Origin of the sequence: Bacillus massiliigorillae (assembly GCF_000380245.2) — a bacterium.
In the GTDB taxonomy this organism is placed as follows: Bacteria; Bacillota; Bacilli; order Bacillales; family DSM-1321; genus Bacillus_AD; species Bacillus_AD massiliigorillae.
Genome location: NZ_HG428741.1, coordinates 594,239 through 609,643, shown reverse-complemented (window position 1 = coordinate 609,643; position 15,405 = coordinate 594,239). Strand labels below are relative to the sequence as shown.

General features: G+C 35.1%; 18 protein-coding genes. All 18 read right to left on the bottom strand.

The window, feature by feature from the left end:
• Positions 1-214: 214 nt before the first annotated feature.
• A complete protein-coding gene (locus tag TX86_RS02835) occupies positions 215-1,108 on the bottom strand; it encodes a polyprenyl synthetase family protein (protein WP_042346045.1) in 894 nt (297 codons plus the stop codon).
• A gap of 5 nt (positions 1,109-1,113) precedes the next feature.
• Positions 1,114-1,347, bottom strand: a complete 234-nt coding sequence (xseB, locus tag TX86_RS02830) for an exodeoxyribonuclease VII small subunit (protein ID WP_042346042.1) — start codon at positions 1,345-1,347, stop codon at positions 1,114-1,116.
• Positions 1,340-2,695 (bottom strand): exodeoxyribonuclease VII large subunit, encoded by a 1,356-nt coding sequence (gene xseA, locus TX86_RS02825; protein ID WP_042346040.1) that lies wholly within the window; start codon positions 2,693-2,695, stop codon positions 1,340-1,342. Before xseA ends, xseB begins: the two co-directional genes overlap by 8 nt.
• Positions 2,696-2,794: 99 nt before the next feature.
• The gene (gene folD, locus TX86_RS02820) at positions 2,795-3,649 is read right to left on the bottom strand and encodes a bifunctional methylenetetrahydrofolate dehydrogenase/methenyltetrahydrofolate cyclohydrolase FolD (protein ID WP_042346037.1); all 855 of its coding nucleotides are present in this window, start codon (positions 3,647-3,649) and stop codon (positions 2,795-2,797) included.
• Between the two features lie 188 nt (positions 3,650-3,837).
• On the bottom strand, positions 3,838-4,230 hold the full coding sequence (gene nusB, locus TX86_RS02815; protein ID WP_042346034.1) for a transcription antitermination factor NusB: 393 nt from the start codon (positions 4,228-4,230) through the stop codon (positions 3,838-3,840).
• A 352-nt stretch (positions 4,231-4,582) separates the two neighbouring features.
• Positions 4,583-4,993, bottom strand: a complete 411-nt coding sequence (locus TX86_RS02810; RefSeq protein ID WP_042346032.1) for an Asp23/Gls24 family envelope stress response protein — start codon at positions 4,991-4,993, stop codon at positions 4,583-4,585.
• A gap of 29 nt (positions 4,994-5,022) precedes the next feature.
• Entirely contained in the window at positions 5,023-6,381 is a 1,359-nt protein-coding gene (gene accC / locus TX86_RS02805) for an acetyl-CoA carboxylase biotin carboxylase subunit (protein WP_042346029.1), read from the bottom strand.
• 13 nt (positions 6,382-6,394) lie between these two features.
• Positions 6,395-6,889: an acetyl-CoA carboxylase biotin carboxyl carrier protein gene (accB, locus tag TX86_RS02800; protein ID WP_042346027.1), complete on the bottom strand. Its 495-nt coding sequence runs from the start codon at positions 6,887-6,889 to the stop codon at positions 6,395-6,397.
• A 1,371-nt stretch (positions 6,890-8,260) separates the two neighbouring features.
• Positions 8,261-8,866 carry a SpoIIIAH-like family protein gene (locus TX86_RS02795; RefSeq protein ID WP_042346025.1) on the bottom strand — a complete coding sequence of 202 codons (606 nt, stop codon included), beginning with the start codon at positions 8,864-8,866 and terminating at the stop codon, positions 8,261-8,263.
• 12 nt (positions 8,867-8,878) lie between these two features.
• Positions 8,879-9,541 (bottom strand): stage III sporulation protein AG, encoded by a 663-nt coding sequence (gene spoIIIAG / locus TX86_RS02790; protein WP_230203558.1) that lies wholly within the window; start codon positions 9,539-9,541, stop codon positions 8,879-8,881.
• Positions 9,542-9,543: 2 nt separating this feature from the next.
• Positions 9,544-10,155: a stage III sporulation protein AF gene (spoIIIAF, locus tag TX86_RS02785; RefSeq protein ID WP_042346023.1), complete on the bottom strand. Its 612-nt coding sequence runs from the start codon at positions 10,153-10,155 to the stop codon at positions 9,544-9,546.
• A 13-nt stretch (positions 10,156-10,168) separates the two neighbouring features.
• Positions 10,169-11,428, bottom strand: coding sequence for a stage III sporulation protein AE (gene spoIIIAE, locus TX86_RS02780; RefSeq protein WP_081707543.1), 1,260 nt, complete (start codon positions 11,426-11,428; stop codon positions 10,169-10,171).
• 26 nt (positions 11,429-11,454) lie between these two features.
• Positions 11,455-11,835, bottom strand: coding sequence for a stage III sporulation protein AD (spoIIIAD, locus tag TX86_RS02775; RefSeq protein WP_081707542.1), 381 nt, complete (start codon positions 11,833-11,835; stop codon positions 11,455-11,457).
• Between the two features lie 28 nt (positions 11,836-11,863).
• A complete protein-coding gene (gene spoIIIAC / locus TX86_RS02770; RefSeq protein ID WP_042346019.1) occupies positions 11,864-12,067 on the bottom strand; it encodes a stage III sporulation protein AC in 204 nt (67 codons plus the stop codon).
• A 22-nt stretch (positions 12,068-12,089) separates the two neighbouring features.
• Complete coding sequence (gene spoIIIAB / locus TX86_RS02765) at positions 12,090-12,605, bottom strand: stage III sporulation protein SpoIIIAB (protein ID WP_042346017.1); 516 nt, start codon at positions 12,603-12,605, stop codon at positions 12,090-12,092.
• Positions 12,599-13,528, bottom strand: coding sequence for a stage III sporulation protein AA (gene spoIIIAA / locus TX86_RS02760; protein ID WP_042346015.1), 930 nt, complete (start codon positions 13,526-13,528; stop codon positions 12,599-12,601). The genes spoIIIAB and spoIIIAA overlap by 7 nt, the downstream gene beginning before the upstream one ends.
• Positions 13,529-13,666: 138 nt before the next feature.
• Positions 13,667-14,224, bottom strand: coding sequence for an elongation factor P (gene efp, locus TX86_RS02755; protein ID WP_042346014.1), 558 nt, complete (start codon positions 14,222-14,224; stop codon positions 13,667-13,669).
• An 18-nt stretch (positions 14,225-14,242) separates the two neighbouring features.
• The gene (locus tag TX86_RS02750) at positions 14,243-15,304 is read right to left on the bottom strand and encodes a M24 family metallopeptidase (protein ID WP_042346013.1); all 1,062 of its coding nucleotides are present in this window, start codon (positions 15,302-15,304) and stop codon (positions 14,243-14,245) included.
• Between the last annotated feature and the right edge of the window lie 101 nt (positions 15,305-15,405).

Below are 15,405 nucleotides of genomic sequence, written 5' to 3'. Positions count from 1 at the left end.
ACTCACTTTCTATATTCATTTCCTCGTTTTTTCAAAAAAACCGTTAACACGCTTGTGATAACGGCCTAACTATTATTATTCGGCAATTATAATCCATTCACAATTATTAACATAAAACTACGTTAATAGTATACTTATTTGAACATTATTCTACGTCAATATACCATAAATCAACGGCTATCACAAATGAGGCACTATTCTTAAAAGATAACGCTTAATTATTTCGACTTGCGACTAAATTTGTAATGCTCATTAATTGTTCATCCTTTAAGTTCAAACTTTTTAATGAGGAGATAGCTTTATTGATTTCTGCACGAAGCTTTTCTTTAGCCCCCTTCAAAGTCAATAATGACGGATATGTGTTCTTATGATTTGAAATATCACTACCAACTGGCTTACCAATTGTCTCTTCATTACCTTCAATATCAAGTATATCATCACGAATTTGAAATGCTAATCCCAAATGACGAGAGAACGAAGTAAGAGCTGCTTTCTGCTCTTCATTTGCACCTGCCAAAATAGCACCTGTTAGCACACTACATGTCAATAGTTTGCCTGTTTTATGCTCGTGAATATATTCTAACTGCTCTAAGCTTATTTGCTTTCCTTCCGCCTGCATATCAGCCGTTTGACCACCAACCATTCCTTCTGCTCCTGCACATTGGGAAATTTCTTTAATGACTGCTAACTTCTGTTCCGCTGTAACCGAAGAATCTTCCATTTGTGTAAGAATCGAAAAACTTTGTGTCAGTAAGGCATCACCAGCAAGAATGGCATTAGCTTCACCAAAAACAATGTGATTCGTTGGCTTTCCTCTACGAATATCATCATCATCCATAGCAGGTAAATCATCATGTATTAATGAATATGTATGTATCATTTCAATACTACATGCCGCTTGAAGTCCAATTTTTGTAGATTTATTAAACGCATCTAGAACAGCAAACACTAACAATGGTCGAATTCTTTTTCCACCAGCTTCTAACGAATAAATCATAGAATCCTTTAATCTTTGTGGAGCAGATAACCGTTCCACTTGCTTTACTAATTCTGTTTCAACCATTACTTTATGTTCTTTCATAAAGCTGCGAAAAGAAAGAGTCGTCATGAATTCTACTCCTCCTCTTTCATTTGAAATGGTTTAAGTTCACCATTTTCATCAACAATTTGAACTAGTTGTTCTTGAGCAACCTGAAGTTTCCCATGGCATACCTTCGAAAGGTCCATTCCTCTTTTATAAATATTAATCGCTTCTTCTAGCGGAACATCACCTTCTTCTAATAAATCTACAATATGCTCAAGTTGTTCCATCGCTTCTTCAAATGTTAAGTCTTTTTCTTTAGTCATTCAATACACTCTCCTTACGATCCTTCACTTCACATAGTAATTGTCCATCCTTCACAACTACCGATATAGAATCACCGATATCTACTTGTTGGTTACTTTTAATAACATTTTGCTGTTTATCAAATGCAATACTATATCCACGCTCCATAATATTCAGCGGATTAAGAACATTTAGCTTACTCATTGTACTGACGAATTTCTGTTCTTTCGTTTGGATATTTGTTTTCATTAATCGTTTTAATTGCTTTTCATGTTTTACGATATTCTCCATATGCATTTTAATTTTATCATTTGGATGAAATCTTCTTAACACTTGATGTAGGTACTGGACTTTATCAAGTTTTTGATCAAAATATCGACGACTTTCTTTTTGCAATCGCTCCATTACTAAATCAAGCTGTTCAACTTTTTGTTGATATAATTTTTCAGGATAACGAAACGCATATGATTTATCCAAACGCGTTAATGCTGCTTCTTTTTGTTTGATTTCATTCGAAACAAAAGTTGTCATTTTCGAAACATAAGCAGCTAACGTTTTCTTTAATTCTACATAATGCGGCACCGCTAATTCGGCTGCTGCTGTAGGAGTTGCTGCTCGAACATCACCTACAAAATCCGCAATCGTTGTATCTGTTTCATGTCCAACAGCAGAAATGATGGGGATATGGGAAGCGTAGATTGCTCGTGCTACTTTCTCATCATTAAAAGCCCATAATTCTTCAATTGAACCACCACCACGTCCAACAATTAATACATCTATATCTTCTCGGTCATTTGCTCGCTTTATTGCTTTTATAATCGAATCTGGAGCTTGTGGGCCTTGAACAAGTGCTGGAAACATCATGACATTCCCCATAGGATAACGCCTTTTTAAGGTAGTCATAATATCGCGGACTGCTGCACCTGTTGGTGATGTAATAACACCTATGGTAGATGGATACTTCGGCAGATGTTGTTTATGTTCAGACGCAAACAATCCTTCTCCCTCTAACTTTTCCTTTAATTGCTGAAAAGCTATAAACAAATCACCAATACCGTCAGGATGCATTTCACGCACATATACTTGATAATTTCCACTTTGCTCGAAGACCGAAACTTCGCCTCTTATTAAAACCTTCATGCCATTTTCTGGTTCAAACATAAGTGACGAGTTGTTTGATGAAAACATAACTGCAGAAATCCGAGCTTTTTCATCTTTTAAAGTGAAATACATATGACCACTTGAGTGTCTCTTATAATTTGAAATCTCACCTTTAATATAAATATCACGAAGATGAGGGTCATAATCAAACTTTCGTTTTATGTATTTTGTAAGAGCTGTCACTGTTACATATTGTTCAATCGTCATAATATCACCTTTTTTTCAACTAAAAAAACCGTCCTCTTGCTATTATAAACAATTGGACAGCTTTCTTTAAGTCTTAACACTTATTTACCCTATTTCTTTTTAAAGAGAATGAATTGTTCTAGCTGCTTTGATTGTGTTAAACATAAGCATTGTAATCGTCATTGGTCCTACTCCCTTTGGAACCGGAGTAATGTATGAGGCAATTTCTTTTACTTCATCAAAAGCTACATCACCACATAATTTCCCTTGGTCATCTCTGTTCATTCCTACATCAATAACAACCGCACCAGGTTTAACATGTTCACTTGTAATAACATTTCGTTTTCCTACTGCTACTACAAGAATATCAGCGTCTTTTGTATATTTAGCCATATTTTCAGTTCTTGAATGACAGTATGTAACCGTAGCGTTCTTGTTAAGTAATAATTGTCCAGCAGGCTTTCCTACTATATTACTTCTTCCCACGACAACAGCATGCTTTCCAGCAGGATCGCAACCAATATGTTCTAACATAACCATCACACCATATGGAGTACATGGATAAAATGTATCTTGACCTGCAAGCATTTTACCAATATTTACAGGGTGAAAACCATCCACATCCTTTGATGGACTGATTGTTTCAATAACTGCATTTTCATCAATATGTTTAGGTAATGGCAACTGAACTAAAATACCATGTATACTGTTATCTTCATTAAGCTCTTTAATTTTTGCTAAAAGTTCTTCTTGAGTAACTGATTCAGGCATCGTAATAAGTACCGAATGCATACCTAATTGTTGGCAAGCTTTTTCTTTTGAGCCAACATACGTCTTCGAAGCTTGATTATCCCCAACCAAAATAACGGCAAGCCCAGGTGTAACACCTTTTTCTTTTAATTCAATAACTTGCGCCGCAATATCTTCACGTACTTTTTTTGAAATTTCTACCCCGTCAATTATGATGGCTGACATGATTCATTCTCCCTCTCTGTCTATATAATCTCTCGATACCACGCTCTAACCAGCGCTACTTACACTCATTTCTAAGAGGTAATTAAACTTTTGATGTGTAAATGAGATATAAACGTTGATAAGAACTAAGTTATTTAAACATTAAATTAGTAGGAATGAAAGAATTCCCTCTTAATCAATGTTTCTTTTTATAAGTGTAAATGTTCTTTAATTTTTGAAAGAACTGCATTAACAAACTTACTAGATTGATCATCTCCAAAGGCTTTTGCGATTTCAATACCTTCATCAATTACAACATTTACTGGGACCTCAGTAGATTTAAGCATCTCAAATGTAGCAATACGAAGAATGTTACGATCAATATTGCTTAATCTTGCAATTGTCCAATTCTCAAGGTTACTTGCGATAATCTCATCTATTTTATTTACATTTTCCATAGTTCCTTTTACTAGGAAATCTAAATATTCATCATGTCCTTGATCTTCAATAACAAAATTCAATGCATCTTGAATTTCTGTATCTGCTATATCAATTTGAAATAAAGCTTGTAATGCCTTTTCACGTGCTGTTCTGCGTTTCATTCTTGTAACTCCTTTAAACACGGGTACCGTGCTCGTAGCTTTTTATAGTACAAACTATAGCATAAACGAACATTGAAAGGTAGTGTTTCGTATAATATTAAGGAATCGAATCGAAAATTTGTAAAATTCTAGATAAATTCCACAAAATCACATTAATTCATTTAGCAAACTATTCACAGTATAAACCTTCTTACCAAACTGTATACTAGGAAAAGCTAGCATCTAGCCATTAGGTACCATTTTATGAAGCTATACGATAAATGTACTAAATGAAACATACAAAAAAGCCTAACTTTTTTATATACTGACAAAATTTATCAGCAACAAAAAAAGTTAGGCTTTTAAGATTATGTTACATTTCTTGTGCTACTTCAGCTTCCGCCTTCGTTGTTTCAAATACAACACCAACAACATGAATGTTAACTTCATCTGCTTCAATCGCTGTCATATTAATGATCGCTTGTCGTATATTATCTTGGGCTTCTGTAGCAACCTTAGGAATCGAAACGCCAAACTTAATCATGCAATAGATATCAACTTTGATTCCATCTTCTGATAGTTCAACCTTTACACCTTTCCCATGATTCTTCTTACCCAATCTTTCTACTACGCCAGTAGCAAAGTTACCACGCATTTGTGCTATGCCTTCGACCTCAGAAGCAGCAATTCCAGCAATTACCTCAATAACTTCAGGTGCGATTTCAACCTTACCTAAATTATTGTTTCCTTGTGTCATTTCAAGCATATTGTTTTGTTCTGCCATACTAAAAAACACCTCCAGCTTTATCTCTGTTATTCTGCAGAGCCCATTACATCATGGTTTTCAAGAAACTTCGTATTGAAATTGCCTGATACAAAGTCCTCGTGCTGAAGTAACTTCAAATGGAACGGAATTGTTGTGTGAATGCCTTCGATAACAAACTCACCTAATGCACGCTTCATACGATCAATTGCTTCTTCACGTGTTTTTCCGTGTACAATTAATTTCGCAATCATGCTGTCATAGAATGGTGGAATAGTATATCCAGGATATGCAGCTGAATCTACGCGCACTCCATAACCACCCGGTGGAAGATACATTTCAATCTTCCCAGCAGAAGGCATGAAGTTTTTATATGGATTTTCTGCATTGATACGGCACTCAATTGCCCAACCATTAAAAGTTACCTCTTCTTGAGTTAAACAAAGTTTCTCTCCAGATGCAACACGAATTTGTTCTTTAATTAAATCTACACCAGTAACCATCTCTGTAACAGGATGCTCAACTTGGATTCGTGTATTCATCTCCATGAAGTAAAATTTATTATTATTGTAGTCATATATAAATTCTACCGTGCCAGCACCAGAATAATCAACTGCTAATGCAGCTTTTACTGCAGCTTCACCCATTTGTGAACGAATTTCTTCATTTAATGCTGGAGATGGCGATTCTTCAACAAGTTTTTGTAATCTTCTTTGAACCGTACAATCTCTTTCACCTAAGTGAATTGCATTTCCATGATTATCAGCCATAACTTGAATCTCAACATGACGGAAATCTTCAATATATTTCTCTAAATATACACCTGGGTTACCAAATGCAGTTGCAGCTTCTTGTTGTGTAATATTAATACCTTTAACAAGTTCTTCTTCGTCTCTAGCAACACGGATCCCTTTACCGCCACCACCAGCTGTAGCTTTGATAATAACAGGATATCCGATACCTGCTGCCACTTCTTTACCTTGTTCGATATTTTCGATGATACCTTTTGAACCAGGAACGATTGGTACACTAGCTGCTTCCATTGTATCTCTAGCAACGTCTTTTGTACCCATTTTTGAAATAGCTTCTGGAGATGGACCAATCCAAGTGATGTTTGCATCTCTACATAATTCTGCAAAACTAGCATTTTCCGCTAGAAACCCATATCCTGGGTGAATCGCATCAGCACCAGTTTTCTTAGCTGTGCTGATGATATTTACTGTATTAAGATAACTATCTTTTGAAAGAATTGGACCGATACAATAAGCTTCATCAGCTAATTGTACATGTAATGCTTCGCGGTCCCCTTCTGAATATACTGCTACTGTTTCAATACCTAATTCTTTACAAGCACGAATAATACGTACTGCAATTTCTCCTCTATTAGCAATTAATACCTTTTTAAGCATTATATCCAGCTCCTTACTCAGCTTTTACCAAGAATAATGGCTGACCATATTCAACTAATTGGCCGTCTTTAACAAGAACTTCAACGATTTCACCTTTAACTTCTGCAGCAATTTCATTGAAAAGTTTCATAGCTTCTACGATACATACAGTATCTTCTTCCCCTACTTTTGAACCTACAGTTACGTAAACACCTTCGTCTGGTGATGGAGATGCATAGAATGTACCAACCATTGGTGATGTAATTTTGTGTAAGTTTTCATCTACAGCTACTTCTTTAGCTGATGCTGCTTCTACTGCAGGCTTAGCTTCCGCTTTTGGAGCTGGTGCTGCTTCTACAGCTTTAGGTGCTTCAACGACAGGAGCTTGTACAGCTACTTGTGGTACAACAACTGCTCCGCCAGTTTTCTTCATTTCGATTTTAGTTCCGTCTTGCTCGAATACGAATTCTTGAATTGATGAATTGTCAACTAATCTTACGATTTCTCTGATTTCTTGTACTTTTAACATTTACCTACACCCCATTTTATAATTATGACTAGATACTAACATGATAATATAATACCTAGTAAAAATTCAAATGTCACTAAATTACATTCAATCACATTATCCTTATATATTATTTTATAATACAATTCTGAATTTTTAGAAAGTGTTTTTTATTTTTTTTCAGCAAACTACCAAAAAACACTAAGATTAGTATAAAACATCTATAACCAATTGTTAAATTTTCAGAAAAGGTGTGATTTTTTTTGAGTGAATTTGAACAAATTAAACAAAATGATCTAATTCGAAAAAACAACCTCGTTGTTAAAGCTACTTTTGTCTGCATAATACTTCGCAGCGATAGTGGATATTGTCATACAAAAGGACTTAACCATTATCCTATCCATTAGCATAGGAGGTGGTATTGTGGCATTTATGCACTACAAAAACAAATGGATTCCGTATGTTGCAACTCTTCTGTCTCCATCATTCTGTATATCATCAGGAAGAATAGCGTAGCACCTACAGCTATTCTTCTAGTATACTTCGTAATGGCAACTTGTGCTATCTATATGGATAAGGCAATTTTAAGAATTAGCTTTATGCTAAGCTTAATTGTGCTTTCGCTATTTACGAACCTGCCCCATGACGAACTTGGATTAGAACCCTAGAACTATGTCGCCATTTTGCTCTTGCACACACTAGTTAGTCTCCTTTTATACTTCCAATTGACAATTCCCTCTAAATTCTCCCAATATATTCACTCCGTTCAAAAAGAAACAGCCTTGTTGTATGATCAACAAAAAAGAAATCAGGAAGTTCTAAAAAAGAACACTACAGTAATTTCTCAACTTATGTCAAGTGTTCATATTCGAAGTCCAGAGCATCACTAAGCAAATATTGAAATATCTACAGGTATTACAGAGTTAGCTTCTAGTATGAACCATCAATCTGATACTATTAAAGATATTAGAGCCTCTTTACTACAAGTTCGCGAGATGGTCGATAAATATGCTGCTTTATCCAAAAAACTGCTCATTATCGTTCATCAAACATAATTAAATGCAACAGAAGGTTGTACATTTATACAACAACTAAAACTAGAAATAAAATTTTTCTTAATCAATTTACATTCCAAGAAGCGACTCAGAAAATAGATATCGCTACGGATGACTTTACCTCCATAATTGAAGAAGCAAACACCCAATTACAGGAATTACCCTCATCTAAAACCATGCAAAATTCACAATTGCTTACATCCTTCAAGAATACTGCTTAATCACTCAGCTCTATAATCAAGAGCATACTTCAGTAACTATGTAAACTCTATTACACTATATTCATCTTCTCCATAACAAAAAATGGACTATTCAGAAAATGAATAGTCCATTTTTTTTATTGCTTAGGTTGAAACTCAACTGATACATCTTGTGCTGTTGGCATTTCACCAGTTACGATACGAACAATATCATTAGCTGCAGAATTTGATAGTTTATTAGCTTTAACAGTTACACGAACATTATTATCTTGTGCTCTCACTAGCACAGCATCGTAATTCAAGGATGTAATTAGTTTTTCTAGCATGACTTCTCTTTCAGTTAAGCCTCTTAATTCTTTTATCGTTTCATTGGCTTTATCTCTTTCTTCTGCAGATAACTCTGTATTGCCTACCATCGCTGTAAGATCTTCAATTGTTTTATTTCGCTCATCTGTTATTTCCATACGAAGTGTTTGAAAAGTTTCATCTCCTTCAATCGGCACAACTTCCTTTATCGTATCTTTTGTTGAATCTTTTGACTCACTAGTATCATCAGTAGCTACGGATGGATTTTCATTTTTATTACTTGTTGTTTCTTTTGTACTCTCTTTTGACTTTTCTTTTTCAACGGTTGTTGCCATATTTGTTTCTTTTTCAGAAGGAGTTGTGACGTAATAAACAGATAATACTACCACTAAACTAAGCATCGTTAATAACCAAACGGTTTGTTTCTTCAATAACATTTTTATTCCTCCTTATTTTCTAGGCATGACCGCTACTCGATGACTCGGTATATCTAATGTTCTTGTCACAGCCTCAACAATCCATTTTTTAACAGTTATATTTTCAGCGCCTTTTGCGACAACTAGTACTCCTCTAACCACTGGCTTTTCTGTAACTTGTACAATAGGCACTTCTTTTTCACCATTCCTTACAATGACAATTTGTTCATCGGTCGAAGAATCTTCAACTGTTCGTTTTCCTCCTTCTCGGTCTGTCTCATCTGTAATTTGCTTCTGTATTACTTTGTTTTTTTCATACACTTTTTTCTCTGTTGCATCGACATTCACAACTACTGTTACGTCCTTGACGCCAGCAATTGCTTCCAACGCTTCTTTTATTTGATTTTCAAAAGTTCGTTCATAATCTGCAATAGTTGTTTCTGCTTTACTGCTGTCTCGCCCAAATGTTTCCACATCCTGTGCTTCTTCTTTGAAAACAGGAGCAGCTTTTTCTGAAGAGGTTTTACTATTGTTCGTTAGGAATTCGCTGCCCATCATGAAGACTACACCTAAGACAAGTACTACTAGCATATACATATATAATGAAGGTTTTTTATTCTGTTCCTCATCATTCGGCTGCTTCTCTTTCTTAAATACTTTCTTGATCCATTTCATAAACGGGTTGTTCTCTTTCAACTCTATGCGCCCCTCCTTTCAAAAACAATATTGATCCTTCCTTCATCTATCCCCCACTGTGATCCAAGAAATTTTCTTATATCATTTGTTTCATCATTCTGTATTGGTAGTTTTTCTTCCGTATTAATTCTAACTGTTTGCACAGTTTCAATTGCTGTATTACTTTTCTCTTTCTGTGTTAGTACAACTGAAATGGAATCCAAATCCTTTGGTAGCTTCGGATTTTCAAGAGTCTTCAAAGACACATTAATATCTTTAATTTCATAATTGTATCGATTAATCAACTCCTCTTCTCCAGTCTTCTTTAATTGGACAGCCATTTCTTCTAAAATATATGCAGAGTTAGCTGCTTGTATTTCATTTTTCTTCTTATCAATCAAACTTTCCATTTTATCCTTTTCTACATAGTCCTTATCTGTTACTTGCGCCAATACCTCCTCAAAGTTTGATGATAAAAACTTAAAGATTGGTGTAATCAAAATCGCTATTAATAATAGCCCTAAAACCATCTTTGCATACTTCTGCATACTTGAACTTGGCAGGAGCATGTCCATCACAATAGCAAGAAGTATAAAAATAATGATATTGGTAATCCAGTCAGTCAGAAAACTCATTCCTATTCATCACCTACCTGACCATCAGCGTAACATTTCCAGCTGCAATAATAATCGTGATACTTAAAAAGAACATCACTGAAACAATTGATAATGCTGCAAATATATACATCATACTTTTACTTATAATATCTAAGCATTGAATAACTGTACCTCCACCTAGTGGTTGTAATACGGCAGCAGTTAATTTATAAATAAAAGCAATCACTAATATTTTCAAAGCTGGAAAGATTGTTATAAGTAACAAGATAACTACTCCAGCTATACCTACCGTATTCTTTAATAGAACTGATGCACTTATAACAGTGTCTGCTGCATCTGTGAACATTCGGCCTACAACAGGAACGAAATTCCCTGTTATAAATTTAGCGGTTCGAATAGTGATACCATCGGCTACTGCAGAAGATGCCCCTTGAACAGAGATCACCCCGAGAAATACAGTCATAAAAACACCAAGTAATCCAATGCTTAAATTTCGAATTAGACCTGCTAGTTGTGTAACTTTATAATGTTCCGTTAGTGTACTGACAATGCTGAGTATCGTAGCTAGAAATAATAGAGGTAACACGACTTTTCCTATTAATAAGCCGCTTGTATTCATTAAGAAAACAAGGACAGGATGGAAAAACGCTGCGGAAACTAGTCCTCCTGAAGCCGCAATTAAGGCTAATAATAAAGGCACTAGTGCTAAGAAGAATGACATCATCATATCAATTGTTTCTTTTGTATAATTAATTGCCACGTGGAAACTATTTAATGCGATAATGATAAGCACCATAAAGACGATGCTATAAGCAACCTTACTAATAGAGCTTTGTTCAAAAGCATTCTGTAGAGATTGAAGAAACATACTAAAAACCGTTAAGAGAATTAACATTCCAAGTAGTTTACCGTTAGCTATTAATTCATGAAAAATAAATTTTAAAAAACCTTGAGACCATCCCTTAATAGAAAATTGTTTATCACCACTTATATAATCCATTAAGCTTCCTTTTTGCCCTTCCGGTAAAAAGCCACCATATTCTTGCATAATTTGATCCCAAAACTGTTTCATTTCATCTATATTTACTTTATCTAAACTACTATTTATTAAATCCTGCGTTATATTACTTGGTGTAGAACCTTCATTAACTACTTCTTGATTATTACTTTCTATTTGTTTATCAATTGGTTCCTGATTAATATTCGTTGTATTTGGTGAAGCTTGTACATCATGTGGTTGCATCCAGAGAATGACACTTGCAAATATAGCGAAAAAAAGCCACTGCTTCATTTCTTCACCTCTTCATAACACTTTCATCAAGTTGGAATTAGATTTAAAATCGTTTCAATCATGACAGTTAAGATTGGAATAGCCATTGCTAAAATGATGATTTTTCCAGCTAGTTCAATTTTAGATGCTAATGTTCCTTGACCAGCATCCTTCGTAATTTGTGAAGCGAATTCTGCAATGTATGCTATCCCAATGATTTTTAAAATTGTTTCTAAATACACCATGTTTACATTTGCTTCCTTCGCTAAAACTTGAAGCATATGAATGATGCTATAAATTTGGTTAACAAGAAATAAAAAAATAGAGCAACCAACAAAGATGACGAGGAGGAAAGCAAAATTGGGTTTTTGTTCTTTTAATAGGGTTGCTAAAAAAGTCGTTAATAAAGCAATACCTACTATTTTAATAATTTCGATTGCTCATCCCTCCCCTTCGTTACTGAAACAAAAATACAGATTTTATTTTCTCAAACAATTGATCCATTATTTGAGCAACCATAAATAAAATGTAGATAAAACCAAATAAGGTTACCCATTGAGAGTATTCTTTTTTGTTTATTTGCTCCAGTAACGTATTGATAAAAGCAATAACGATTCCTACTCCGGCAATTTTAAATATTAAGCCCACTTCAATTCCCATTTGGTATCCTCCTACATGTTGGTTAAACTAGCAAAATGATGAGTAAAAGCCCTGTTAAGAACCCGAGACTTTTCACCATTTTTTCGTATTTATTTTGAATTTGTAGCGCTTCACTTTCTTCCCTTTCTAAATGCGTCATCGTAAGCGCAATTTGCTTTTGCTGTTGATAACGATCATGTCGACCAAGCGTCTCACCGAATTGCAGAAGAATCTCTATTTCATTTTGTTTTAATGCCAATATTTTTTTTGTTTCTTGTAAACTGGTGTCCCAAGCATTTTTAACATTCGTATCTGGAAGTTGTAATTGCTCAGAAAATGTATGGAAAAACATATTAATAGGTCTTGGTAGACTCTTTGAAAGACGGTTAGCCGCTTCTTGTAAAGGTGCGTGGCCGTACATAATTTCAGCTTCTAATGCTTGAAGTGCCGTTCGAAAAAGTCTTAATTGTTTTGGTCGTTGACTTAAATGACGAGAAATTTCAAAACCAATCCATGTAGAAGCTATTAAAATCAATGCGGCACCAATGATTTTTACCATTGCTTTACGCCTCTCTCCTTTAATATCTGTTGTCCTGTTTCATCTATTATGGAATAACAAAAATCATTATTTTCATCTCTGCTTAATACAACGAATCTCTTAAACACATGTAAATTGATAATGTCTCGAATGTTAGGGCGCCTCATAATATCTTCATAAGAAAAGCCATGAACAGTAATAACTAAATGAATCCCAGCATTTATAGCTTCCAGAACAGCCAAACTATCTTCACTTCTACCAATTTCATCAGCAATAATAACTTGTGGTGACATAGAGCGAATGAGCATCATCATTCCTTCAGCCTTTGGGCAAGCATCAAGAACATCGATTCGTGGTCCAAATTGTAGTTGTGGCACACCGTTTACACATCCAGAAATTTCAGAACGCTCATCTACAACCCCCACCTTCATAGCTGGAACTCTCATTTCAGGTATTCCCGAAGAAATAATTCTCGCCAAGTCTCTTAGCAGTGTTGTTTTTCCTGTTTGTGGCGGCCCGATAATCATCGTATTTTGCCAACCATTACTATATAAATAAGGAATAAGATGTTCTGCACATCCTACTTGTTCTTTTGCAATACGAATATTAAAGGAAGAAATGTGAATGATTGCTTTAACATTCCCGCCATTTAGAATGACTTTTCCAGCAAGTCCAACTCGATGTCCACCTTGAATGGTGATATATCCTCGCTTCAATTCCTCTTCCATCGTATACATAGAAAAGTTCGTTACATTATTTAATAACTGGGTGGCATCTTCTTCTGTAACAATGATGGGTAAAAATTCATAAGTAGATTTGAAAGAAATTTCTACTGGTCTCCCTATACGAATTCGTATCTCTTCAATGTCATTCCACTTCCTTGGAGGCATATCTTGAAAATAAAGTGCTATTTTTTGGGGAAGAAATGATAATACGGTTTGCATACAAGCCTCCTCTCAATTAGTACATCATTCAATTACAATGTATGGGTTGCTCGTACACTTTATGACTTTTGCTTAAAAATATATTAGACAAAAAAAAGAGAGCGTTCATTTATTTGAACACTCTCTTCTCTCATTTAATTATCCACGAGATACGTAAGAACCGTCTGTAGTATTAATGATTAGTTTGTCACCTTCGTTAACGAAGAATGGTACTTGAACGATAAGACCAGTTTCAACAGTAGCAGGTTTTGTACCACCTGAAGCTGTATCACCTTTAATACCTGGCTCAGTTTCAGTAACTTCTAATGTTACTGTGTTTGGAAGTTCAACACCGATCGTTTCAGTACCAAACATCATGATGTATACTTCCATGTTTTCTTTTAAGAATTTTAATTCGCGCTCGATTTGTGTTTCTGATAATTCGATTTGATCATAGCTTTCATTATCCATGAATACGTGTTGATCACCACTTGCATATAAATATTGCATTTTGCGGTTTTCAATACGTGCTTTAGCTACTTTTTCACCAGCACGGAATGTTTTTTCTTGGATTGCTCCAGTACGTAAGTTACGTAATTTAGAACGAACGAATGCAGCACCTTTACCTGGTTTAACGTGTTGGAAGTCCATAACTTGCCAAATTGCGTTATCTACTTCAATTGTTAATCCTGTTTTAAAATCATTAACAGAAATCATTATTTTTCCTCCCAAAAATCACAAAATGATAAGTTCTTTTGTTGAATGTGTAAGAGCTTCATTACCCTCATTCGTTATAATCGTATCATCTTCAATACGAACCCCACCTAAACCTGGAACATAAATCCCTGGTTCAACCGTTACCGCCATTCCTGGCTCTAGAACGATGTCACTCTTCATCGACAAGGCTGGACCTTCATGAACTTCAAGTCCAATACCATGGCCAGTTGAGTGACCAAAGTTTGCACCAAAACCTTTTTCCTCAATGAAGTCACGTGTTAACGCATCTGCCTCTTTACCTGTCATGCCTGGTTTAATACCGGCCATTCCTCTAAGTTGCGCTTCTAAAACAATATTATAAATATTTTTTAATTCATCGCTTGGATTTCCTACCGCTATCGTACGAGTAATATCCGATACATATCCATTGTAATACGCTCCATAATCAAGCGTTACAAAGTCTCCTACTTCAATTACTTTATCACTAGCTACCCCATGTGGGAGTGCTGAGCGGTAGCCAGAAGCTACGATTGTATCGAATGAAGATGATGTAGCTCCTTGTTTTCTCATAAAGAACTCTAATTCATTGGAAACCTCCAGTTCTGTAAGACCAGGACGGATGTAACCGATAATATGTTCGAAAGCTGCATCTGCAATCTTCGCAGCTTCCTTTAATATCTTAATCTCTGAGTTTGTCTTTATCAAGCGTAATTTCTCGACCACGCCAGAAACGGGAATAAAATCACCTTCACAAGCTCTATTATAGGTAACATATGAAGAATAGGTTAAGATATCTTGTTCAAAGCCTAACTTCGTAATACCTAACTGTTTGGCTTGATATGCCACCTCTTCATGAATAGCTTTCGTATGTTTAACAATCTCAAAATCAGGGCATTGGCTTGTAGCTTGTTCAATATAACGGAAATCCGTAATAAATAATGCTTTTGATTTAGAAATCAAAGCGACACCAGCAGTACCTGTAAAGCCTGTCATATAACGTCTGTTATAAGGATTAGTAATGAGCATGCCATCAATATGTAGTTTATCAAATGAAGCACGTAGTCTTTGTAATTTATCCATAGTCCGCTCCTATCCATTCATTTTAAGAATACCAACCTATAATTTTAACAATCAGTAAGAACATTTTATCACATTCTTTCAGATGTCACAGTACTTTGTGA